The sequence below is a fragment of the Pantoea sp. CFCC18177 genome (genome assembly GCF_059412425.1).
Window position 1 is genome coordinate 25,782 of sequence record NZ_JBNBPL010000018.1, and the last position, 21,461, is coordinate 47,242.

At 54.1% G+C, this 21,461-nt stretch carries 21 protein-coding genes and 1 tRNA gene; 15 read left to right on the forward strand and 7 right to left on the reverse strand.

All coding sequences use genetic code 11. The annotated features are described in order from the left end of the window. Window positions 1-4: 4 nt before the first annotated feature. Window positions 5-81: transfer RNA gene (locus ACPUC8_RS17560), tRNA-Met, on the reverse strand. A gap of 204 nt (window positions 82-285) precedes the next feature. Here ACPUC8_RS17560 and mltA point away from each other — a divergent pair. Together mltA and tcdA are read left to right on the forward strand one after the other, a co-directional pair. Beyond that, window positions 286-1,434, forward strand: coding sequence for a murein transglycosylase A (gene mltA, locus ACPUC8_RS17565; RefSeq protein WP_039330682.1), 1,149 nt, complete (start codon window positions 286-288; stop codon window positions 1,432-1,434). A gap of 175 nt (window positions 1,435-1,609) precedes the next feature. Next, a complete protein-coding gene (gene tcdA, locus ACPUC8_RS17570; RefSeq protein WP_494926913.1) occupies window positions 1,610-2,416 on the forward strand; it encodes a tRNA cyclic N6-threonylcarbamoyladenosine(37) synthase TcdA in 807 nt (268 codons plus the stop codon). On the opposite strand, the gene csdE is transcribed toward tcdA, so the two are convergent. Both csdE and csdA read right to left on the reverse strand, forming a co-directional pair. Continuing rightward, on the reverse strand, window positions 2,404-2,853 hold the full coding sequence (gene csdE / locus ACPUC8_RS17575) for a cysteine desulfurase sulfur acceptor subunit CsdE (protein ID WP_039330830.1): 450 nt from the start codon (window positions 2,851-2,853) through the stop codon (window positions 2,404-2,406). The two genes, tcdA and csdE, sit on opposite strands and share 13 nt — an antisense overlap. A 4-nt stretch (window positions 2,854-2,857) precedes the next feature. After that, complete coding sequence (csdA, locus tag ACPUC8_RS17580) at window positions 2,858-4,063, reverse strand: cysteine desulfurase CsdA (RefSeq protein ID WP_494926914.1); 1,206 nt, start codon at window positions 4,061-4,063, stop codon at window positions 2,858-2,860. Window positions 4,064-4,268: 205 nt separating this feature from the next. On the opposite strand from csdA, the gene ACPUC8_RS17585 reads away from it, so the two are divergent. From ACPUC8_RS17585 to rlmM, 4 genes are all read left to right on the forward strand, one after another. Continuing rightward, window positions 4,269-4,493: a YgdI/YgdR family lipoprotein gene (locus tag ACPUC8_RS17585; RefSeq protein ID WP_039330686.1), complete on the forward strand. Its 225-nt coding sequence runs from the start codon at window positions 4,269-4,271 to the stop codon at window positions 4,491-4,493. A 335-nt stretch (window positions 4,494-4,828) separates the two neighbouring features. After that, window positions 4,829-5,746 carry a transcriptional regulator GcvA gene (locus ACPUC8_RS17590; RefSeq protein ID WP_058969873.1) on the forward strand — a complete coding sequence of 306 codons (918 nt, stop codon included), beginning with the start codon at window positions 4,829-4,831 and terminating at the stop codon, window positions 5,744-5,746. A gap of 51 nt (window positions 5,747-5,797) precedes the next feature. Next, complete coding sequence (locus ACPUC8_RS17595; protein WP_039330690.1) at window positions 5,798-6,193, forward strand: DUF423 domain-containing protein; 396 nt, start codon at window positions 5,798-5,800, stop codon at window positions 6,191-6,193. Further along, window positions 6,186-7,286, forward strand: coding sequence for a 23S rRNA (cytidine(2498)-2'-O)-methyltransferase RlmM (rlmM, locus tag ACPUC8_RS17600; protein WP_039330692.1), 1,101 nt, complete (start codon window positions 6,186-6,188; stop codon window positions 7,284-7,286). The genes ACPUC8_RS17595 and rlmM overlap by 8 nt, the downstream gene beginning before the upstream one ends. A 191-nt stretch (window positions 7,287-7,477) precedes the next feature. Here the strand turns inward: rlmM and xni are convergent, their stop codons facing one another. The 3 genes from xni to queF form a co-directional block, all read right to left on the reverse strand. Then, window positions 7,478-8,233, reverse strand: coding sequence for a flap endonuclease Xni (gene xni / locus ACPUC8_RS17605; RefSeq protein WP_494926915.1), 756 nt, complete (start codon window positions 8,231-8,233; stop codon window positions 7,478-7,480). A 38-nt stretch (window positions 8,234-8,271) separates the two neighbouring features. Continuing rightward, a complete protein-coding gene (ppnN, locus tag ACPUC8_RS17610) occupies window positions 8,272-9,627 on the reverse strand; it encodes a nucleotide 5'-monophosphate nucleosidase PpnN (RefSeq protein ID WP_494926916.1) in 1,356 nt (451 codons plus the stop codon). A 185-nt stretch (window positions 9,628-9,812) separates the two neighbouring features. Then, on the reverse strand, window positions 9,813-10,658 hold the full coding sequence (queF, locus tag ACPUC8_RS17615) for an NADPH-dependent 7-cyano-7-deazaguanine reductase QueF (RefSeq protein ID WP_494926917.1): 846 nt from the start codon (window positions 10,656-10,658) through the stop codon (window positions 9,813-9,815). 62 nt (window positions 10,659-10,720) lie between these two features. Here queF and syd point away from each other — a divergent pair, with 62 nt between their 5' ends. From syd to ACPUC8_RS17635, 4 genes are all read left to right on the forward strand, one after another. After that, window positions 10,721-11,269: a SecY-interacting protein gene (gene syd, locus ACPUC8_RS17620; RefSeq protein ID WP_494926918.1), complete on the forward strand. Its 549-nt coding sequence runs from the start codon at window positions 10,721-10,723 to the stop codon at window positions 11,267-11,269. A gap of 588 nt (window positions 11,270-11,857) precedes the next feature. Further along, complete coding sequence (locus tag ACPUC8_RS17625; RefSeq protein ID WP_039330703.1) at window positions 11,858-12,184, forward strand: YqcC family protein; 327 nt, start codon at window positions 11,858-11,860, stop codon at window positions 12,182-12,184. Continuing rightward, window positions 12,184-12,963, forward strand: a complete 780-nt coding sequence (truC, locus tag ACPUC8_RS17630; protein WP_039330705.1) for a tRNA pseudouridine(65) synthase TruC — start codon at window positions 12,184-12,186, stop codon at window positions 12,961-12,963. The genes ACPUC8_RS17625 and truC overlap by 1 nt, the downstream gene beginning before the upstream one ends. Before the next feature lie 12 nt (window positions 12,964-12,975). Next, window positions 12,976-13,422 (forward strand): flavodoxin, encoded by a 447-nt coding sequence (locus tag ACPUC8_RS17635; RefSeq protein WP_039330706.1) that lies wholly within the window; start codon window positions 12,976-12,978, stop codon window positions 13,420-13,422. A 147-nt stretch (window positions 13,423-13,569) separates the two neighbouring features. Here the strand turns inward: ACPUC8_RS17635 and garD are convergent, their stop codons facing one another. Next, window positions 13,570-15,129 (reverse strand): galactarate dehydratase, encoded by a 1,560-nt coding sequence (gene garD / locus ACPUC8_RS17640; protein ID WP_039330709.1) that lies wholly within the window; start codon window positions 15,127-15,129, stop codon window positions 13,570-13,572. Window positions 15,130-15,636: 507 nt separating this feature from the next. Between garD and ACPUC8_RS17645 the strand changes: the two genes are divergently transcribed. The 5 genes from ACPUC8_RS17645 to garR are packed head-to-tail and all read left to right on the forward strand — an operon-like array spanning window position 15,637 to window position 21,405. Further along, window positions 15,637-16,983, forward strand: coding sequence for an MFS transporter (locus tag ACPUC8_RS17645; RefSeq protein WP_039330711.1), 1,347 nt, complete (start codon window positions 15,637-15,639; stop codon window positions 16,981-16,983). A gap of 9 nt (window positions 16,984-16,992) precedes the next feature. Further along, window positions 16,993-18,339 carry an enolase C-terminal domain-like protein gene (locus ACPUC8_RS17650; protein WP_494926919.1) on the forward strand — a complete coding sequence of 449 codons (1,347 nt, stop codon included), beginning with the start codon at window positions 16,993-16,995 and terminating at the stop codon, window positions 18,337-18,339. A gap of 10 nt (window positions 18,340-18,349) precedes the next feature. Further along, entirely contained in the window at window positions 18,350-19,681 is a 1,332-nt protein-coding gene (gene gudD, locus ACPUC8_RS17655) for a glucarate dehydratase (protein ID WP_039330715.1), read from the forward strand. Window positions 19,682-19,733: 52 nt separating this feature from the next. After that, window positions 19,734-20,501, forward strand: coding sequence for a 2-dehydro-3-deoxyglucarate aldolase (garL, locus tag ACPUC8_RS17660; RefSeq protein WP_058969866.1), 768 nt, complete (start codon window positions 19,734-19,736; stop codon window positions 20,499-20,501). Window positions 20,502-20,520: 19 nt separating this feature from the next. Next, complete coding sequence (gene garR, locus ACPUC8_RS17665; RefSeq protein WP_039330718.1) at window positions 20,521-21,405, forward strand: 2-hydroxy-3-oxopropionate reductase; 885 nt, start codon at window positions 20,521-20,523, stop codon at window positions 21,403-21,405. The last annotated feature ends 56 nt before the right edge of the window (window positions 21,406-21,461 follow it).

A 21,461-nucleotide genomic window follows, 5' to 3' on the forward strand; every position in this document is an offset into this window, starting at 1 on the left:
GAATTGGTTGCGGGGGCCGGATTCGAACCGACGACCTTCGGGTTATGAGCCCGACGAGCTACCAGGCTGCTCCACCCCGCGTCCGTGGATGCGCACTATACTCCTGGCGCGCCGCGATGCAACCTCTTTTTGCCATAAGGTCCTAAATTTACAGCCAGTTGATGAATAAAAGCGCCATCGGGCGATTAATTGTACAGATGTGAGCGCGGTAACCTGTGGCGGATTTCATTCTTTCCGTCCGTTTGCTATCGTCGCGGGGCCAACAAGCGATAAAAAGAGAAAGTGATGAAAGGACATTGGGCGAAGTATGCACTGACTGGCGCGTTTCTCGCGCTGTTAGCAGGTTGTAGTTCTAAACCGACCGATCGGGGTCAGCAATATATAGATGGTAAGCTGGAGCAACCGCTCGGGCTGGTCAATGAACCCAATGCCAAAGGGCGTCCGGTCAACGGCAGAGACTTTGGCGTGCAGATTCAGCAGATTCAGAGCGCATCATCAGGCCTCTACAGCCGCAATACCAGTACCTACAGCGCGATTCAAAACTGGCTGCTTTCCGGTGCCGACACCCGTCAGCTCAGTCAGTTCGGTTTAAATGCCTATCAAATGGAAGGCACCGATAATTATGGCAACGTGCAGTTCACCGGTTACTACACCCCGGTGGTAGAAGCGCGTTATACCCGTCAGGGCGAATTCCAGTATCCGATTTATCGCATGCCGCCGCGTCCGCGTGGGCAGAAATTGCCAAGCCGCGCTTCTATATATAGTGGAGCACTTGATGAGCGCTATGTGATTGCCTGGAGCAACTCGCTGATCGATAACTTCATGATGGATGTGCAGGGCAGCGGCTATGTCGATTTCGGCGACGGTCGTCCACTGCGTTTCTTTGGCTACGGCGGCAAAAATGGCTGGGCGTATCATAGCGTAGGTAAAGAGCTGATCGATCGCGGTGAAGTGAAGCGTGAAGATATGTCGATGCAGGCGATTCGCCAGTGGGCGCAGGAGCACTCTCCTGAGGAGGTGCGTAATGTGCTGGAAACCAATCAATCCTTCGTGTTCTTCAAGCCAGAAGATTACGTGCCGGTGCGTGGGGCCAGTGCGGTACCACTGATTGCTAAGGCGTCGGTGGCATCGGATCGTTCATTGATCCCGGCAGGTACCGCGCTGTTGGCGGAAGTGCCGCAGTTGAACGAGAAAGGCAAGTTCAATGGCAAATATGAAATGCGCCTGATGGTGGCGCTGGATGTGGGCGGGGCGATCAAAGGGCAGCACTTCGATATCTATCAGGGTGTAGGGCCTGATGCCGCGCACCTTGCTGGTTTTTATAACCACTATGGCCGTGTCTGGGTGTTAAAAGCTGCGCCTGGTGCAGGACAGCCGCTGTTTAGCAATCCGCAGAATGGCAATAATGGTTCACTGATTATCGGTGCAAATTGATATTGTTGCGTTCGGTGAATGTGTCGAAAAGTGCAACATCACTATTTTTGGTCGCCATAAATGGCGACCCTACATATTCCATGATTTTTTTGTAGGGTACGCATTTACGCGCACCGCAGTACCGTCATTATTTTCCAGGGTGTGTAATCCTGCGCACCGCAATGAAAGGTTTGATATGAAAGTAGTCAGCGATGCCTGGCGGCAGCGTTTTGGTGGCACGGGACGTTTGTACGGGCAGGATGCACTGCAGCGTTTTGCCGATGCCCATTTCTGTGTCATTGGCATTGGCGGCGTGGGATCGTGGTCGGCTGAGGCACTGGCACGCACGGGCATTGGTAAAATCACCCTGATCGATATGGATGATGTCTGTATCACCAACACCAATCGCCAGATCCATGCGCTGCAGGGCAAAGTCGGGCAGGCAAAAACCGAAGTGATGGCTGAGCGTATCCGGGCGATCAATCCTGAATGCGAAGTGATCTGCATTGATGATTTCATCACGCCCGATAATACCGCTGAACTATTGTCGGCTGGCTTCGACTATGTGATTGATGCCATCGACAGCATACGCCCCAAAGCCGCGCTGATTGCGTGGTGTCGTCGCAATAAAATCCCGTTCATCACCACGGGTGGGGCGGGTGGTCAAATCGATCCTACGCAGATCCAGGTCAGCGATCTGGCGAAAACCATCCAGGACCCTTTAGCGGCGAAGCTGCGCGAGCGGCTGAAAAGCGACTTCAAGATTGTGAAGAACAGCAAAGGCAAGTTAGGGATTGATTGCGTCTTCTCGACCGAAGCATTGGTGTATCCGCAGCTGGATGGCAGCGTCTGTACCTCGAAAAGTACCGCTGAAGGTCCAAAACGCATGGATTGTGCGGCGGGGTTCGGTGCGGCGACGATGGTAACCGCGACCTTTGGTTTTATTGCCGTTTCACATGCGCTGAAAAAATTCCTCGCCCGTGCAGCGCGTCAGGCAGATTGATGAGCGCGCGCGGCACGTAGCACGGCGTCCGCCAGCGCTTGTAAACCGCTGCTGCGTGAAGCACTGAGCTGTGCGCGCAAGCCTAAGGTATCAAACAACGCCAGTGGATCCTGTGCTAACAGATCCGCTGGCGTTTTGCCCTCCACTGCGGTTAGCAGAACGGCGAGTAAACCGCGCACGATACGGCCTTCACTGTCACCATAAAAATGCAGCGTGCCGTTGGGCAGCAACTGGCTGCTGAGCCACACGCGGTTTTCGCATCCGCTGAGTTCAATTTCGGCGGTTTTTACCGCTTCTGGCAGCGCGGGCAGCTGGCGGCTGAGTTGAATCAACTGGCGGTAGCGGTCTTCCCACTGGTGAAAATGGGTAAACTTTTCAGTCAGGCTGGCTGCAGTAATCACGTCGCCAAAAGGATGCGAGCCAATCAAGGTTGTCATAGCGTTATTCACTCAGCAATTCCACGGTATGAAGCATAGCGCGCACCAGCGCATCCACGTCCTGCAAATTATTATAGGGGGCGAAGGAGACGCGTAATGTGCCGCTGACACCCAGCGCGGTCATTAGGGGTTGCGCACAATGCTGTCCTGCACGCAGCGCGATGCCCTGTTCTGCCAACAGCGTCACAATATCACTGTGATGGATGCCCTCAATATCAAACGACAGCAGGCTGGCATGACCACAACGGAAACTGCGGAAACCGGGGATCTCGCTCAACTGCTCTTCAGCCAGACTGGCAAGCTGCTGGCTCCACATCTCGGCCTTCTCCGCGTGATGCTGAGAAAGCCACTCTAACGCCGCACTCAATCCGACAACGCCGGCAACATTAGGTGTACCTGCCTCAAAGCGCCAGGGGACCGGTTGTGGAGTGAAGCCATTGAAGTCGACCTGAGTTAACATCTTGCCGCCACCTTGCCAGGCATCCATCTCTTCCAACAGCTCTGCTTTGCCGTACAGCACGCCAATACCCATCGGGCCATAAAGCTTGTGGGCGGAAAAGGCGTAGAAGTCGATATCCAATGCCTGAACATCCGGCGGGGTGTGCACCACGCCCTGTGCGCCATCCACCATCACTTTTGCACCAACGGTATGTGCCAGCGAAATGGCCTGCGCTAAATCGGGGCAGCCGCCGGTTACGTTCGACATCTGCCCAATGGCCAGGAGTTTAGTGCGTGAGTTTAATAGCTCGGGCAACAGATTAATGTCCGGGAGACGATCTTCGCCAATCGGCCACTTCACCACTTTTGCCCCCTTGGCTTGCGCCAGCATTAACCACGGCACCAGGTTCGCGTGATGCTCAGCTTCACTCACGACTATTTCATCACCCGGTTGCAGGCGAGGAGCCAGCCAGCTGTTGGCCACCAGATTGATGGCTTCTGTGGTGCCACGCGTCCAGACAATCTGGCGGTCGTCGGCGGCATGGATCCAGCGGGCCACCAGTCCACGTGCATTTTCGTACTGCTCTGTCAGCACGCGAGCCGCTTTAAACTGGCTACGATGTACGGTGCCTGCACTGAGCGAATAGAACTGAGAGGTGGCGTCAACCACCGCTTGTGGCTTCAGGGCGGTCGCGGCGCTGTCGAGATAGACACCGGCATCACTCAGCGCGGGAAACTGCTGGCGAAAGGCGGTTGGAGAAAAAATGGTCATACTCAGCCCACTGTATTGAATGTTAGGACCAGGCTGAAAGCCGGTCTGTTACCTGGCAAAGCTGGAAAAGCGCGTTATGCTAATTATTGCAAGGTTTGAACCGAAACCCGCATAAAGAATTGACCTTAACCAGTCGATTTCACTTTAGCTGCCTTTGTTCAGCGTGCGGATGGTTTAATGCAATCAATCTGCAAGGAGATAGAAGATGAAAAAACTTACCGCAGTGCTGGCCGTGTGTACGATGGCCTTTACCCTGGCTGCTTGTTCCAGCAATTACGTGATGCATACCAACGATGGTCGCACCATTGTTGCGAGCGGCAAACCGAAAGTTGACGATGAAACCGGTATGATCAGCTATAAAGATGCCAATGGCAACAAGCAGCAGATTAACCGTACAGATGTCAAAGAGATGGCAGAGATGGGACAGTAAATTTTGGGTAAAAAAAAGCACCGCAATTTGCGGTGCTACTTAAAATCACTTGGACAGACAGGGTAAATCTACAGGAATTAAAAGCTTGATCTGCAATCGTCAGATCAAAATGCAAACACAACATCACGACCACAAGCCAAAAGCTCTCCAAAAGTCTGCGATCTCTCGCACGTTTCCAGAAATCTTTTCGTTCCGGCTCAGGAAGTGCGGCAACTATAGGTATTTGCTGGAGCTTCCTCAACGGACAAATTATAATGTCTCGGATTAAAAAAACTAATACGTAGCGACTTTGTATAAGTTGGACTATTACCTTGTAAATCCGTAGACGGAAAACCATGTCAAAACGCCTTCCCCCGCTCAATGCATTGCGTGTTTTCGACGCAGCGGCCCGCCATCTGAGCTTTACTAAAGCGGCTGAAGAGCTGTTTGTTACCCAGGCAGCTGTTAGCCATCAGATTAAATCTCTGGAAGATTTCCTTGGTCTTAAGCTATTTCGGCGGAGGAATCGTTCGCTTTTACTGACTGAAGATGGGCAAAGCTACTATCTGGACATTAAAGAGATTTTCTCTGCCATCAATGATGCCACGCGCAAACTTCAGGCGCGCAGTGCGAAGGGAGCGTTGACCGTCAGCCTGCTGCCCAGTTTTGCTATTCAGTGGCTGGTTCCGCGTCTTTCAAGCTTTAATATGGCTTATCCGGGCATTGATGTGCGGATCCAGGCTGTAGACCGGGATGAAGAGAAACTGGCCGACGATGTCGACGTCGCTATTTTCTATGGTCGTGGCAATTGGCCAGGACTGCGGGTAGAAAAACTGTATGCCGAATATCTGTTGCCGGTCTGTTCTCCGATGTTGCTGACGGGTGAGCATCCGCTTAAAACCCCTGCTGATTTAGCCCATTTTACGTTACTGCATGATGCCTCACGGCGTGACTGGCAATCCTATATTCGCCAGCTAGGCTTGCAGCACATCAACGTGCAGCAGGGACCGATTTTCAGCCACAGTGCCATGGTATTACAGGCGGCGATCCATGGTCAGGGCGTGGCGCTGGCCAACAACGTGATGGCACAGAGTGAGATTGAGGCTGGGCGTTTGGTCTGCCCATTTAATGATGTGTTAGTGAGTAAAAACGCTTTTTATCTGGTTTGTCATGACAGTCAGGCAGAACTGGGTAAAATAGCCGCCTTTCGTCAGTGGATTCTGGAAAAAGCGGCCCATGAACAAGAAAAATTCCGCTTTCGCTACGATCACTAATACGTTGATTACTGCACAGTGATGTGCGGTTTCATCTTTGAGGATTACTGAATGTCCAGTCGTGCCATGTTTGTGTTTGCGGCCATCAGCGGGTTTCTGTTGGTGGCATTTGGTGCTTTTGGGGCGCATGTGCTGAGCAAGTCGCTTGGCCCAGCCGAAATGGCGTGGATTCATACCGGTCTTGAATATCAGGCGTATCATACGCTGGCGGTGATTGGTCTGGGGGCGGCGATGCTGCGTCGCGCCAACATCTGGTTCTACTGGAGCAGCGCGCTACTGGCGCTCGGCACCGTGTTATTCAGCGGCAGTCTCTACTGTTTAGCGCTGTCGCATATGAAGTTTTGGGTTTTTGTCACGCCAGTAGGAGGTTTGTGCTTCCTGATTGGTTGGTTCTTGATGTTGATTGGCGCGCTGCGTCTGAAACGAAAGGCAGATCGCCATGAATAAAGTTTTACTCTATTGCCGTCCAGGATTTGAAAAAGAGTGTGCGGCGGAAATCAGTGCCAAAGCCGCAGAGCGTGAAATCTACGGTTTCCCACGCGTAAAGGATGACTCCGGCTATGTGCTGTTTGAATGTTACCAGCAAGAAGATGCGGAAAAGCTGATTAAAAACTTGCCGTTTGCCGAGCTTATTTTTGCGCGACAAATGCTAGTGGTCGGTGAGTTGCTGCGTGACTTACCGCCGGAAGATCGCATTACGCCGATTGTCGGCATGCTGACAGGTGTGGTGGAGAAGGGCGGCGAGCTGCGTGTTGAAGTACCGGACACCAACGAAGCCAAAGAACTCACTAAGTTCTGCCGCAAGTTGACCGTGCCACTGCGCGCCAGCCTGCGCGAGAGCAAGATTCTGCTGAATTACGAATCGCCGAAGCGCCCGGTGGTGCACGTGTTCTTTATTGCACCGGGCACCTGCTATGTCGGTTATTCGCTGTCTGACAACAACTCACCGTTCTATATGGGTATTCCGCGCCTCAAGTTCCCATCCGATGCACCAAGCCGATCAACCCTGAAGCTGGAAGAGGCGTTTCATGTGTTTATCCCGGCTGATGAGTGGGATGAGCGCCTGGCGAGCGGTATGTATGCGGTGGATCTCGGGGCCTGCCCAGGTGGCTGGACCTATCAGTTAGTGAAGCGCAGCATGTGGGTTTATTCTGTCGATAACGGTCCGATGGCGCCAAGCCTGATGGATACCGGACAGGTTACGCATTGCCGTGAAGATGGCTTCAAATACCGTCCGACACGCAACAACATCAGCTGGTTGGTGTGCGATATGGTAGAGAAACCGGTGCGTGTCGCGAGTCTAATGACCGAGTGGTTGGTCAACGGCTGGTGCCGCGAGGCGATCTTCAACCTCAAGCTGCCGATGAAAAAGCGTTATGAGGAAGTGACGCAGAATCTGGCGATGATCGATGCTGCGCTGAAAGAGAAGGGCGTGAATGCGCAAATTCAGGCGCGCCAGCTGTATCACGATCGCGAAGAGATTACCGTTCACGTAAGAAGGTTGTGGGCGGCGGTCGGTGGCCGTCGCGACGAACGCTAATCCTGCTGCATACTTTGCACTACAGCGGCGTTGGCTACGCTTGCTCACCCCGGTCACATACTTGTGTATGCTCCCGGGGACTCCCAAGCTTGCCGCCTTGCTGTAGCACAAATTATTTGCAGGATAATTTCCCGTCATACTTCGCGCTGCAGGTGCGTTGGCTGCGCCTGCTCGCCACTACAATTCTGTACTTACGCCTTATACCGCAACGTATTCAAATTACCCTGCAACACCAAATCGCGTTTCAATGTCGAGACCTGGCGGCAAATTTCTGCCATGTGTTGATGATCCCGCAACTTCTTCTGCCACTTATCGGGCACCTGATCGAGCTGCTGGTAGAGGGCTTCCAGCGTGCCGAATTGCATCAGTAACTCACGGGCGCTTTTGGGGCCTATGCCTGTCACGCCGGGAATTTTACTGCTACTGATGCCACATAATCCCCAGTAATCAGGCAACTGAAGGGGGGAAACACCAAACTCCTGCTCAATGAAAGGCACATCTAACCAGCGTTTTTGGAAATAATCGCGGATACGGATGTTCGGTGCCAGCAACTGACAATAACCTTTGTCGGTAGACACGATGGTGGCCTGATGTCCGGCATCGGCCATTTTCACTGCCAGGGTGGCGGCGAGATCGTCTGCTTCGTCCAGATTGGCCACCCAACAGCTGACGCCCACGGACTCAAACGCTTGCTGAATGGCGGGCATCTCCAGCTGCAAATCGTCTGGCATCGGTGGGCGACCAGCTTTGTAATCGGGCAACAGCTGATGTCGCCAGCCGGGATGGCGGTCCTGGCTGTCAAATACTGCTACCACATGTGTCGGCTGTGTGTGGCCTAACAGCTGATGCAGTGCCGCGACACAGGTATCGCGGCAAGGCGTGCCTTGCACGGCATGCAGGCGGCGGATCAGGTTTAGCGCATCAATAATGAGAAGATGAAACGACATAATGATAGCGGCAGCCCGCGGGCTGCCTTCCTGATGGGTTATTTAATGATTTCGTAGCACGGGATGTAGGCACTACCTGGCAGCTTCATTCGCTGCTGGGCCACGAAGCCCTGCAGCAGTTCGTCCATGCGATGCATCAAATCGGCATCCCCGTGCAGTTTGTACGGACCTTTCTCGCGAATTTCACGGATGCCCACTTCTTTAACGTTTCCGGCAACGATGCCAGAGAAGGCACGACGCAGGTCAGCAGCCAGTTTCTCTGCTGGTTGGTTCGGGAACAGTTTCAGGTTGGCCATGTTTTCATGGGTTGGCATGAAAGGAACCTGCAGCTCAGGGGCGATACGAATCGACCAGTTAAAGCTGTAAGCATCACCGGTTTCACGACGGTACTCTTTCACCTGCGGCATGGCTTTCTTCATCAGACGCGCCACTTCTGCTGCGTCATCAATGATGATTTTGTAGTGCTTGCGCGCGGTTTCGCCCAAGGTGTTAACGATGAAATCATCCAGTACACGGAAGTAATCTGCGCTCTCTTTTGGCCCGGTCAGGATTAAAGGCAATACCTGATCGATGTTGTGCGGGTTCATCAAAATGCCCAGCAGATACAGTAGCTCTTCCGCAGTACCGACCCCGCCTGGGAAGATCACGATGCCATGTGCAATACGCACAAAGGCTTCGAGGCGCTTTTCGATATCCGGCATGATGATCAGTTCATTGACCAACGGGTTCGGGGGCTCTGCCGCAATAATGGATGGCTCTGTCAGGCCGATAAAACGGCTGTCGTGGTAGCGCTGCTGTGCATGGCCGACGGCGGCCCCTTTCATTGGCGCTTCCATTACGCCAGGCCCGCAACCGGTGCAAATGTTCAGTTCACGCAGACCCATTTGGGTCCCTACGTTACGGCAATACTGATACTCCACTGCATTAATGGAGTGGCCACCCCAACACACCACGGTATTGGGATACTCGCCGATGTGCAGCGCGCGGGCATTACGCAGAATAGAAAACACCTGGTTGGTGATGTGCGCGGAATCATCGGCATTTTGTTGATCGCTGCGCTCAAGTTGGCCATTCACAAACAGAATGTCGCGCAGCACGGCAAACAGGTTGGCTTGCAGCGAGCGGATAATTCGCCCATCGACAAACGCCTCTTCCGGCGGATTAATCAGCTCAAGTTTTACCCCGCGCTCACGGCGTAACACATTGATATCAAAGTTTTCAAAGCGGGAAAGCAGTTCCTGACTACTGTCGGTCTGGCTGCCGGAATTCAGCACCGCCAGCGAGCAGTTACGAAACAGTTGGTAAAGGTCGCTACTGGCGGTTTGCTTCAGCATGTCGACTTCCAACTGGGAGAGCAGATCCATTGAGCCAAGAGGGCTAATATGTGTAATCAAGAGAACTCCTTTACACGCAAAGGCGTGACTGATGACGCTGCGCTTAACTGACTGAACGCAGTGACGAAAATCCTTGGAACGCAGGTTTTACTCCTCGCGCCTTTGACAGAGTAACGTTGTCCGCGGTGAATGCTCAAGTGGATCCGCGCATCCGTGCAGCGGCCTGCGAGGTGCCTCGCAATCTGTTACTGGCGAACCAAGCGGGAGAAAGTGGGAGAGAAGGGCACATTGCTACGCCAGGGATTGATATCCAACCCACCACGGCGCGTGTAACGTGCGTAAACAGTGAGGCATTCTGGCTGGCAAAAGCGCTGAATGTCGTTAAAAATGCGCTCAACGCACTGCTCATGGAATTCATTGTGTTGACGGAAAGAGATCAAATAGCGCAGCAGAGCTTCACGATCAATGCGTGGGCCTTTGTAGCGAATCATCACTGAACCCCAATCGGGCTGATGTGTAATCAGGCAGTTCGATTTCAGCAAATGGCTCACCAGGGTTTCTTCAACCACTTCGCTTCCCGCTGCCCGCGCTAGATAGTCGGCATTGAAAGCATAGTCTTGGATTTCGATATCCTGCTCGTCAATCACTTCGCCGTTGAAATGGCCAATCGGCTGACCTTCGACTTCACTCAGGCGAAAGAGCGCAACGCCAACTTCACCGTTGGCGCAGGCACGTAAGTCGCGTTCCAGCGTTTGGCGCACTTCACCCCAGTCGGCGAAAACCGTCTGGTTAAAACTGTTAAGATAAAGCTTGAAGCTCTTGGACTCGATCAGGTTTTCGCTATCGGCGCGGAGTACGACTTCGCCCACTGCTACCTGCGGCACGCCTTTGCTGTTCAGCCAGGAGAGTTCGTACAGTGTCCAGATATCGGCGCCCTGGAATGGCAAATTATCCGGGTAAAGCCCAAGCGGTTCACGATTCAGGCTGCGCGGCACGGATTGCAACAGCGTGTTATCGTAGCGATCAACATAAGCCGTGGGCTTACCTAAGGTCAGGCCGCTTAATGCCTGATCGCGGTTTTCAGAAGACATATCGGTTACCACTAAATTCCATCAAAGTGGCTAAGTGTAACCGATCATAAGCGAGAAGATGAATGATGCAGCAAACCGCAGACGCCCTGCGTGAATTTACCGCCCGTTATGTTCAGCTATGGCAACAACAATCCGGCCACCTGCCTGCCAGTGCCGATCTGTTAGGTGTGCCTTCACCCTGCATTGTAAGCACACTGGAAGATCGCGTGTTATGGCAGCCACAACCCTTTACGCTGCCAGCGACGCTGGAAGCGGTTGAGCGCGCGCTGGATATTCAGTTGCAACCAGAGATCACTGCCTTCTACACGTCACAATTTGCCGGTGATATGACGGCCAGCTTTGAGCAGCGGCCAATTACGCTATTACAGGTGTGGAGTGAATCAGACTTTACCCGCTTGCAGGAAAACCTGATTGGGCATTTGGTGATGAAGCGCCGCCTGAAACAGAGTCCAACATTGTTTATTGCTACAACTGAATCAGAACAGGATGTGATTGCCGTCTGCAACTTAACCGGCGAAGTTATTCTGGAACAGCCTGGTAGTAAAAATCGTCAGGTTCTGGCGGCGGATGTTCAGATATTTCTTAATGCTTTACAACCGCTTACTGCCTGATTAGCAGAGTTAAGATATCTGTTTTGTAAGAGATCTCTCACATCGTGTGTGAGAGATCGCTAGATCATTTTGCAGCCTTCTGGAAGGCTTCGATGTAAAAATATTGTGAATCATGAGCTTATAGCGTTTCTCCTAAAGAGATAATCTGACTCAATCTATTAACGCCTCTTACTAGCTTGTTATTGCGATGGTTTCTGACAGAATAGTCACCACTGGCAGGAAGCCAGGGATGAAGAGACGTTCAGGAGAATGTCAGCCAGGCGGCAGGAGCGTAACGGAGCTTACGACACACGGAAGGCTTCATGATGAAGCAGGACACTCAGGATTGAGTTAAGGACACCTCCAGGATGGAGAATGAGAGCCACGTTGGATGTGGTGGGCCAGGATGCTAAGGACAAATGTCATGATGACAGGCAATGGAAAGCGCAGGAACAGTTGTCATGGATGAGCAGGGAGCACAGCGGTGGCGGGAATGCTGCAAACGAAACCGGGAGCACTGTAATCACAGTGCTCCCTTTTTTTATGGCTTTTTTGCGCATTGACTGACTAGTGATATGCTTGCCGCCCAATTTTCTCTGGAGGTGGCGTATGTCGTCGCAAATGATTATTCAACGGCTGCAGCAGGTCGAAGCGGTGATGCGCGAACATGACCACTGGCAGACCCAGCCCCCTGAAGCGGAAGCCTTCGCCAGCAGCGAGCCTTTTTGTCTCGATACACTTGAGCCGCTGGAATGGCTGCAGTGGGTGCTTATCCCTCGTTTTCACGCCTTGATTGAAGCGGGTGCACCGCTGCCACAAAATTTCGCCGTCACGCCTTATTATGAAGTTTCACTGGCAGACAGCACGCCAGGTCACGCTGCGCTGCTACTGGCACTGGGCCAGTTTGACGCACTGTTTCAGGACCCGACTGCCTGATGCTGGAAATCCTCTACCAAGATGAATGGCTGGTTGCCGTCAATAAACCGTCCGGTTGGCTGGTGCACCGCAGTTGGCTGGATCGCGACGAAAAAGTGGTGGTGATGCAAACGGTGCGCGATCAAATTGGTCAGCACGTTTTCACCGTTCATCGTCTCGATCGCCCGACCTCAGGTGTGTTGTTGATGGCCTTGTCCAGCGAAGTGGCCCATCTGTTATCACAGCAGTTCGAGCAGCATCAAATGCAGAAAACCTATCACGCGGTGCTGCGCGGCTGGCTCGACGGCAGCGCGACACTCGATTATCCGCTGATGGAAGAGCTGGATAAGATAGCCGATAAGTTTGCCAACCAGGAACGTACTGCTCAGGATGCCGTGACGGATTATCGCTCACTGGCGCAGGTGGAAATGCCCGTCGCCATTAGCCGCTACAACAGTGCCCGCTACACCCTGGTAGAGATGTCTCCGCATACCGGTCGTAAACATCAGCTGCGTCGCCATATGGTGCATTTGCGCCATCCAATCATTGGCGACAGCGCCCACGGCGATCTGCGTCAAAATCGTGGTGCTGCTGAGCATTTCGGGATGAATCGTTTGATGCTGCACGCCAGCAGCCTCAGCCTTACTCATCCGGTTACCGGTGAGCCGCTGGTGATTCGTGCAGGCCTGGATCGCGTCTGGCAGCAAATGCTGCAACACTTTGGCTGGCAGGATCAGATCCCTGAGGTTCCCAGGGTTGAGTTTGCCGACGAGGCAGTCCAGGATAAGCCAACAGAATAAAGGAGCGGCAAGATGGCAAAGATTGGCATTTTTACAGGTACGGTTTACGGCAACGCGCTGCTGGTGGCTGAAGAGTCTCAGCCGGTGCTGGAAGAGCAAGGCCATGAAGTGAAGGTGTTTGAAGATGCAACGCTGGCCGACTGGCAGGCTTACAGCAAAGACGTGATTCTCATCGTGACCTCAACCACCGGTCAGGGGGATTTCCCCGACAATATCGCGCGTTTATATGTGAAAGTTCGCGATGAGTTGGGCTATCAGCCAGAGCTGCGCTATGGCGTGATCGCGCTGGGTGACAGCAGCTATGACAATTTCTGCGGCGCAGGTAAAACCTTCGATGCCACCTTGCAAGAGCAGAGCGCGCAACGTATTGGCGAAGTGCTGCTGGTGGATGCAACAGAAGACCCAGAGCCAGAATCGGTGACCACGCCTTGGGTGGAGAGCTGGGGTAAATTGTTGTAATTGATGAAATAGATGTTGCCCTCTCCCGCAAGCGGGAGAGGGGGCACTCTGTGCGGCTCTGGCAGTAAAGGTGGGACTGTTTTGCTTCAGAATGTTCGGTCGGTTTCCTCTCCCGCTTGCGGGAGAGGGTTAAGGTGAGGGGAAAGGTTACGTCACCGGCGCCGGATTAAACACCGCCAGCTGATTACGAATCCCCCAGCGATCGGACCATGTCTGCTTACGGCCGCTGGCGATCTCCAGAATCAACTCAAACAACCGCCAGCCGACCTGCTCAATGCTCTCTTCGCCGGTCGCTATGGTGCCTGCATTAATATCCATCAAATCATGCCAACGCTCAGCCAGCGCATTACGCGTGGCCATCTTGATCACCGGAATAGCGGCTAAACCATAGGGCGTGCCGCGACCTGTGGTAAACACCTGCAAGGTGATGCCAGAGGCCATCTGTTGAGTGCCGCAGACAAAGTCACTGGCTGGCGTGGCGGCATAGATCAAGCCACGTTGGGTCGGACGCTGACCGGGTGACAGCACTTCCACAATCGGGCTGCGACCCGACTTCGCAATTGAACCGAGCGCTTTTTCCACCACGTTGGCCAGGCCGCCTTTTTTATTGCCCGGTGAAGGGTTAGCGCTGCGATCAGTCTGCCCCTGGCTGAGGTAGTCGTCATACCACGCCATCTCTTCCAGCAGGCGTTTGCCCACGCTTTCATCTACTACTCGGGGTGTCAGCAGATGAATGGCATCACGCACTTCGGTAACCTCGGAAAACATCACCGTTGCCCCACAGCGCACCAGCAAATCCGAGGCGAAACCCACGGCGGGATTGGCAGTCACACCTGAGAAGGCGTCACTGCCACCGCACTGAGTGCCGATCACTAACGCTGACGCCGGGCAGGTTTCACGCTGGCGCTGGTTCAGCTTTTTCAAATGGCGCTCGGCCACCTGTAGAATTTCATCCACCATCGCGCCGAAGCCGACATGCCGTTCGTCTTGCAAACGCACAATGTCATGGTCATCCAGCGAAATTGCCTGCACGTCGGGTGTGCCGGTGAGCAATCGCTCGGGTTGCAGCTTCTCGCAACCGAGGCTGACGATCATCACTTCGCCACCGAAATTAGGATTGAGCGCAAGGTTATGAATGGTGCGGATCGGCACCACAGCCGCAGGGGCGTTGATCGCCACACCACAACCATAGAGATGATTTAAGGCGACAACGCCATCAACGTTGGGATAGCGCGGCAGTAAATCGCGTTCAATCATCTGCACAACGTAATCCACAACCCCAGCGACGCAGTGCACGCTGGTGGTGATGCCTAACAGATTGCGGGTGCCGACACTGCCATCAGCGTTGCGATAGCCTTCAAAAGTGTAGCCTTCCAGCGGGGGCAGTGCCGGAGGCACATTGTTGGCCAATGGCAGGCTGTTTAGCGGTGGCGCTTCGGGTAACGCCACCAGAGATTCTTCAATCCAGCTGCCTTGGGCGATGGGGCGCAGGGCGGTGCCAATCACTTCGCCATAGCGCAGAATCGCACCGTTTTCAGGGATATCAACCAGCGCCACTTTATGCCCTTGCGGGACATGCTCTGTGAGCTGCAGGCCATCGTCAAAGCGCGTGCCAGCAGGTAGACCCTGATTATTAACCACGATCGCCACGTTATCGGCGTCATGTACTTTTATATAAAGCGGTTTTTCTGTAAGCGGTCGGTTCATTGCTCACCTTCCAGTTCGTCGCACTGTACATGGCAGCGCGGTGTAAATGCTTCCATCACGACATCATTTTTTGCCAGCCTCAGTATATGCAGGGGTATTGGGCGGCGCATTGTGCAACTGACTGGCATTAAGCACTTTTATTGGCTGAGTTTGGGACGTTTTGCCAAACGCAAGTGAAGAGACTCACAAAGTGCGCACCCATAGTCTGCTTTTTAATCAATTTGACCATGCGTGATGTGGTTCCGTGAGCCATGCCGCAGCGTTATGTGCAGATGCCATAAATTCTTTGCTAATTGACCTGCATTGTCGGGCGTCCTTCCAGTGTTTCGCCTCCATGCTGTTCCTATACTGATTCTCGTTCTTCAAACGTTTGGTTATTTGTCACGACGCATCATCGTTTTGCCACAATAACAATCGCCGTGTTTAACCCGACATCATTCTGATACCCAACGCGATGTGTATGCAGTCAGAGTGAATGTAGCGTTCGCTATATTTCAGGAGTGCAGCATGAATAGTTTCAGCCAGACAGCGGAAGCCGTGCAAAAACGCACCAATGCCCGTTACTGGATTGTGGTGATGTTATTTATCGTCACGTCGTTCAACTACGGTGACCGCGCAACCATCTCGATTGCCGGTTCTGCCATGTCTAAAGATATCGGCCTCGACTCGGTCGGTCTCGGATATATCTTCTCCGCCTTCTCATGGGCTTACGTGATTGGGCAAATTCCTGGCGGCTGGCTGCTCGACCGCTTTGGTTCAAAACGCGTCTACTTCTGGAGCATTTTCTTGTGGTCGCTGTTTACTTTGCTGCAAGGTTTCGTTGACCTGTTCAGTGGCTTTGGCATCGTCATTTCACTGTTCCTGTTGCGCTTCCTGGTTGGCCTGGCGGAGGCACCTTCGTTCCCCGGCAACAGCCGCATTGTGGCAGCCTGGTTCCCGGCACAAGAGCGCGGCACTGCCGTGGCGATATTCAACTCGGCACAGTATTTCGCCACGGTGATTTTCGCCCCAATCATGGGCTGGCTGGTGGCGGAAGTGGGCTGGGCGCATGTGTTCTGGTTCATGGGCGGACTGGGCATCATCCTCAGCTTCGTCTGGCTGAAGTTTATGCATGATCCGAATAACCACCCTGGCGTGAACAAAGCCGAGTTGGAGTACATGGAGCAAGGCGGCGCACTGATCAATATGGATGCCAAAAAATCAGAGCGCAAAGTGAGCTGGGATGAAAAGTGGTATCAAATCAAGCAGCTACTCTCGACCCGCATGATGTGGGGCATCTATCTCGGCCAGTATTGCGTTAACGCACTGACCTACTTCTTTATCACCTGGTTCCCGGTGTATCTGGTGCAGGCACGCGGCATGTCAATCCTGAAAGCAGGCATGATCGCCTCGATTCCGGCTATCTGTGGCTTCCTGGGCGGGGTGTTGGGAGGTGTGATTTCCGACTACCTGATGCGTAAAACCGGTTCACTGAATATTGCGCGTAAAACCCCGATTGTGGTTGGCATGCTGCTCTCTATCAGCATGGTGATGTGTAACTACACCGAAACAGAGTGGGTCGTGGTGCTGTTTATGGCGCTGGCCTTCTTCGGTAAAGGCATTGGTGCGTTGGGCTGGGCGGTGATGGCGGATACCGCACCGAAAGAGATCAGCGGGTTAAGCGGCGGTTTGTTCAACATGTTTGGCAACTTCTCCGGCATCGTCACGCCGATTGCCATTGGCTACATCATCGCGGCATCCGGTTCTTTCGAGGGTGCGCTGATTTATGTCGGCATTCACGCCTTTGTTGCTGCGTTTAGCTTCCTGTTCATTACGGGCGATATCAAACGCATCGAACTCAAACATCGGGCATAAGGACTGAGTATGAACACGCAAAGTACCCCGGTGATCACCGATATGCAGGTGATCCCGGTTGCCGGTTACGACAGCATGCTGCTGAACATTGGCGGCGCACACAGCGCCAGTTTTACCCGCAATATCGTGGTGTTAACCGATAGCGCTGGCCATACCGGCGTGGGTGAAGCGCCAGGTGGTGAGACCATCTATCAAACGCTGGTCGAAGCGATTCCACAGGTTAAAGGCCAGCAGGTGGCTCGCATGAATCGCCTGGTGCAGCAGGTGCACAAAGGCAACCAGTCTGCGGATTTCGACACCTTTGGCAAAGGTGCCTGGACGTTTGAACTGCGCGTCAATGCCGTGGCTGCGCTGGAAGCAGCACTGCTCGACCTGTTGGGTCAGTGTCTTGGCGTGCCGGTGGCAGAATTGCTTGGCCCCGGTCAACAGCGCGATGAAGTCACGGTGCTGGGCTATCTGTTTTACCTTGGCGATCGTCGCAAAACCGATTTGCCGTATCTGACCGGCGAAGGCGCCAGTCACGACTGGTATCACCTGCGTCATCAGGAAGCGTTGACACCGGAGGAGGTGGTTCGTCTGGCAGAAGCGGCACAGGACAAATACGGCTTCAAAGATTTCAAACTCAAGGGCGGTGTATTGCCGGGCGAGCAGGAAATTGAATCGGCGGCCGCGCTGAAGAAGCGCTTCCCGGATGCTCGTATCACAGTCGATCCCAACGGAGCCTGGACACTCGATGAAGCGATTCGCTTGTGCAAAGGCATGGGTGATGTGCTGACTTACGCCGAAGATCCGTGCGGTGCTGAACAAGGTTATTCCGGGCGTGAAGTGATGGCCGAATTCCGTCGCGCCACCGGGTTGCCGGTCGCCACCAATATGATCGCCACCAACTGGCGTGAGATGAATCATGCGGTGATGCTCAACTCCGTGGATATCCCACTGGCGGATCCACATTTCTGGACGCTAAGTGGCGCGGTGCGAGTCGCGCAGCTGTGTGACGACTGGGGCCTGACCTGGGGTTGCCACTCTAACAACCACTTCGACATTTCTCTGGCAATGTTTACCCACGTTGGCGCTGCTGCACCGGGTAAACCCACGGCGATTGATACCCACTGGATTTGGCAGGAGGGCGATCAGCGCCTGACCAAAGAGCCACTGCAAATCCGCAACGGCAAAATTGCCGTGCCGGACAAACCAGGGCTGGGTGTTGAGCTGGATTGGGACCGTATCCACCAAGCCAATGCCCTCTACAAATCCCTGCCGGCGGGCGCACGTAATGACGCCACGGCAATGCAGTATCTGGTTCCCGGTTGGTCATTCGACCGCAAGCGCCCGGCCTTCGGTCGCAGTCATGCATAAGGAGCAGGAAATGAGTCAGACCCCGAAAATTACCTCGTTGCAGGTCATTCCAGTGGCCGGTCACGACAGTATGTTGCTCAACCTGAGTGGCGCCCATTCGCCGTTCTTCACTCGCAACATCGTCATCATCAAAGATAACGCCGGCCACACCGGCGTGGGTGAAATTCCTGGCGGCGAGAAGATTCGTCAGACGCTGGAAGACGCGGCGGCGCTGGTGGTGCAGAAAACCGTCGGCGAATATAAAAACATTCTCAACCTGGTGCGCAGTACCTTTGCCGATCGCGACTCTGCCGGACGCGGCAACCAGACCTTTGACCTGCGTACCACCATTCATGTGGTCACCGGCATCGAAGCCGCGTTGCTGGATCTGCTCGGCCAGCATCTTGGTGTCAATGTGGCGTCGCTGCTCGGTGATGGTCAGCAGCGTGACCGCGTCGAAATGCTCGGTTACCTGTTCTACGTTGGCGATCGGAAGAAAACCTCGCTGGCGTATCAGAGCCAGGAAAATGATAAATGCGACTGGTATCGCCTGCGCCATGAAGAAGCACTGACGCCGGAAACCGTGGTGCGTCTGGCGGAAGCGGCGTATGAGAAATACGGTTTCAACGATTTCAAACTCAAAGGCGGTGTGCTGCGCGGCGGTGAAGAAGCGGAAGCGGTCACGGCGCTGGCGAAGCGTTTCCCGCAGGCGCGAGTGACACTCGATCCCAACGGCGCATGGTCTTTAAATGAGGCAATTCTGCTCGGTAAGCAACTGAAAGGTGTGCTGGCGTATGCGGAAGATCCTTGTGGTGCAGAGCAGGGCTATTCCGGTCGTGAAGTGATGGCGGAATTCCGCCGTGCTACCGGCCTGCCGACGGCGACAAATATGATTGCCACCGACTGGCGTCAAATGGGCCACACGCTGTCACTGCAGTCCGTGGACATCCCGCTGGCCGATCCTCACTTCTGGACCATGCAAGGTTCGGTGCGGGTGGCGCAGATGTGTCACGACTTTGGCCTGACCTGGGGTTCACACTCTAACAATCACTTCGACATTTCACTGGCGATGTTCACCCATGTTGCCGCTGCCGCGCCGGGCGCCATCACCGCCATCGATACCCACTGGATCTGGCAGGAAGGCAATCAGCGTCTGACCAAAGAGCCGTTCCAGATCAAAGGCGGCATGGTGCAGGTCCCACAAAAACCGGGGCTGGGCGTGGAGCTGGATATGGATCAGGTGATGCAAGCCAACGCGCTGTATCAGAAACACGGTTTAGGTGCGCGCGATGATGCGCAGGCTATGCAGTTCCTCGTACCGAACTGGACCTTTGATAACAAACGTCCGTGCCTGGTGCGCTAACGATTCCGGCACCTCGTGCGGGTGCCTGCTGTAACCGACAGGAGTAACGACAATGAGCAATGCCTGGCCGAACCATTTTCGTCGCCGTTTACTGGCAGGGGAAACTCTGATTGGTAGCTGGTGTGCACTTGCCAGCCCGATTTCAACTGAAGTATTGGGACTGGCGGGCTTTGACTGGCTGGTACTGGATGGCGAACATGCGCCAAACGACATTACCACTTTCATTCCGCAGTTGATGGCGTTGAAAGGCAGCCACAGTGCGCCGGTGGTGCGTCCGCCATGCAATGAACCGATCATTATTAAGCGTTTGCTGGATATCGGTTTCTACAACTTCCTGGTGCCGTTTGTGGAAACCGAGGAAGAGGCGATTCGCGCCGTGGCATCTACACGCTATCCGCCGGTGGGGATCCGCGGCGTATCCGTTTCGCATCGTAGCAATATGTACGGCACGCTGCCGGAATACAACGCTACCATCAATGACAACATCACGGTGCTGGTGCAGATCGAAACGCAGCAGGCAGTCGACAACATCGATGCGATTGCCGCAGTTGAAGGCGTGGATGGCATTTTTGTCGGTCCGGGTGACTTGTCTGCCGCGCTCGGCTATCTCGGTCAGCCTGCGCATCCTGAAGTATTGAAAGTGATTAAGCACATCTTTGAGCGTGCCAAAGCCGCGGGCAAACCGAGCGGCATTCTTGCCCCGGTGGAAGCGGACGCGCGCCGTTATCTGGAATGGGGTGCCACTTTTGTTGCGGTGGGCAGCGATTTGGGTGTGTTCCGTAACGCCACGCAGGCGTTGTGCGACAAATTTAAGAAATAACTGACATAGGGGAAAGGCAATGAAAATTGGATTTATCGGCCTCGGTATTATGGGCAAACCGATGAGTAAAAACCTGGTGAAAGCCGGTTATTCACTGGTAGTACGTGACCACAATGTCAGCAACGAAGCCGAACTGGTGGAGCTGGGTGCAACCGTGGCGAAAACGCCAAAAGAGGTGGCTGAACAGGTGGATGTGGTGATCACCATGGTGCCCAATTCACCTCAGGTTAAAGAAGTCTGCCTGGGCACCAATGGCATTATCGAAGGGGCCAAACCGGGGCTGATCGTCATCGATATGAGTTCCATCGCGCCATTAGCCAGCCGCGAAGTGCACGATGCGTTGGCAGAAAAAGGCATCAAGATGCTTGATGCGCCGGTGAGCGGTGGCGAGCCTAAAGCGATTGAAGGCACCTTGTCAGTGATGGTCGGTGGTGATAAAGCGGTGTTTGACCAGTGCTACGACATCATGAAAGCGATGGCGGGTTCGGTGGTGCATACCGGAGATATCGGTGCAGGCAACGTCACTAAGCTGGCAAACCAGGTGATTGTGGCGCTTAACATCGCTGCCATGTCAGAAGCCCTGTCGCTGGCGACCAAAGCGGGCGTGAATCCTGAACTGGTTTATCAGGCCATTCGCGGCGGACTGGCGGGCAGCACGGTGCTGGACGCCAAAGCGCCAATGGTGCTGGATCGTAACTTCAAGCCAGGTTTCCGCATTGATCTGCATATCAAAGACTTAGCCAATGCACTGGATACTTCACATGGCATTGGCGCCCATCTGCCATTGACTGCCGCGGTGATGGAGATGATGCAGGCGCTGAAGGTGGATGGCAAAGGCACTTCCGACCATAGCGCGCTGGCTTGCTATTATGAAAAATTAGCTCAGGTAGAGATCACCCGGTAGTTTGCACGTCCGGTGTCTGAGGATGCCGGACCGCTTACTGCATTAGCCGGACGGAA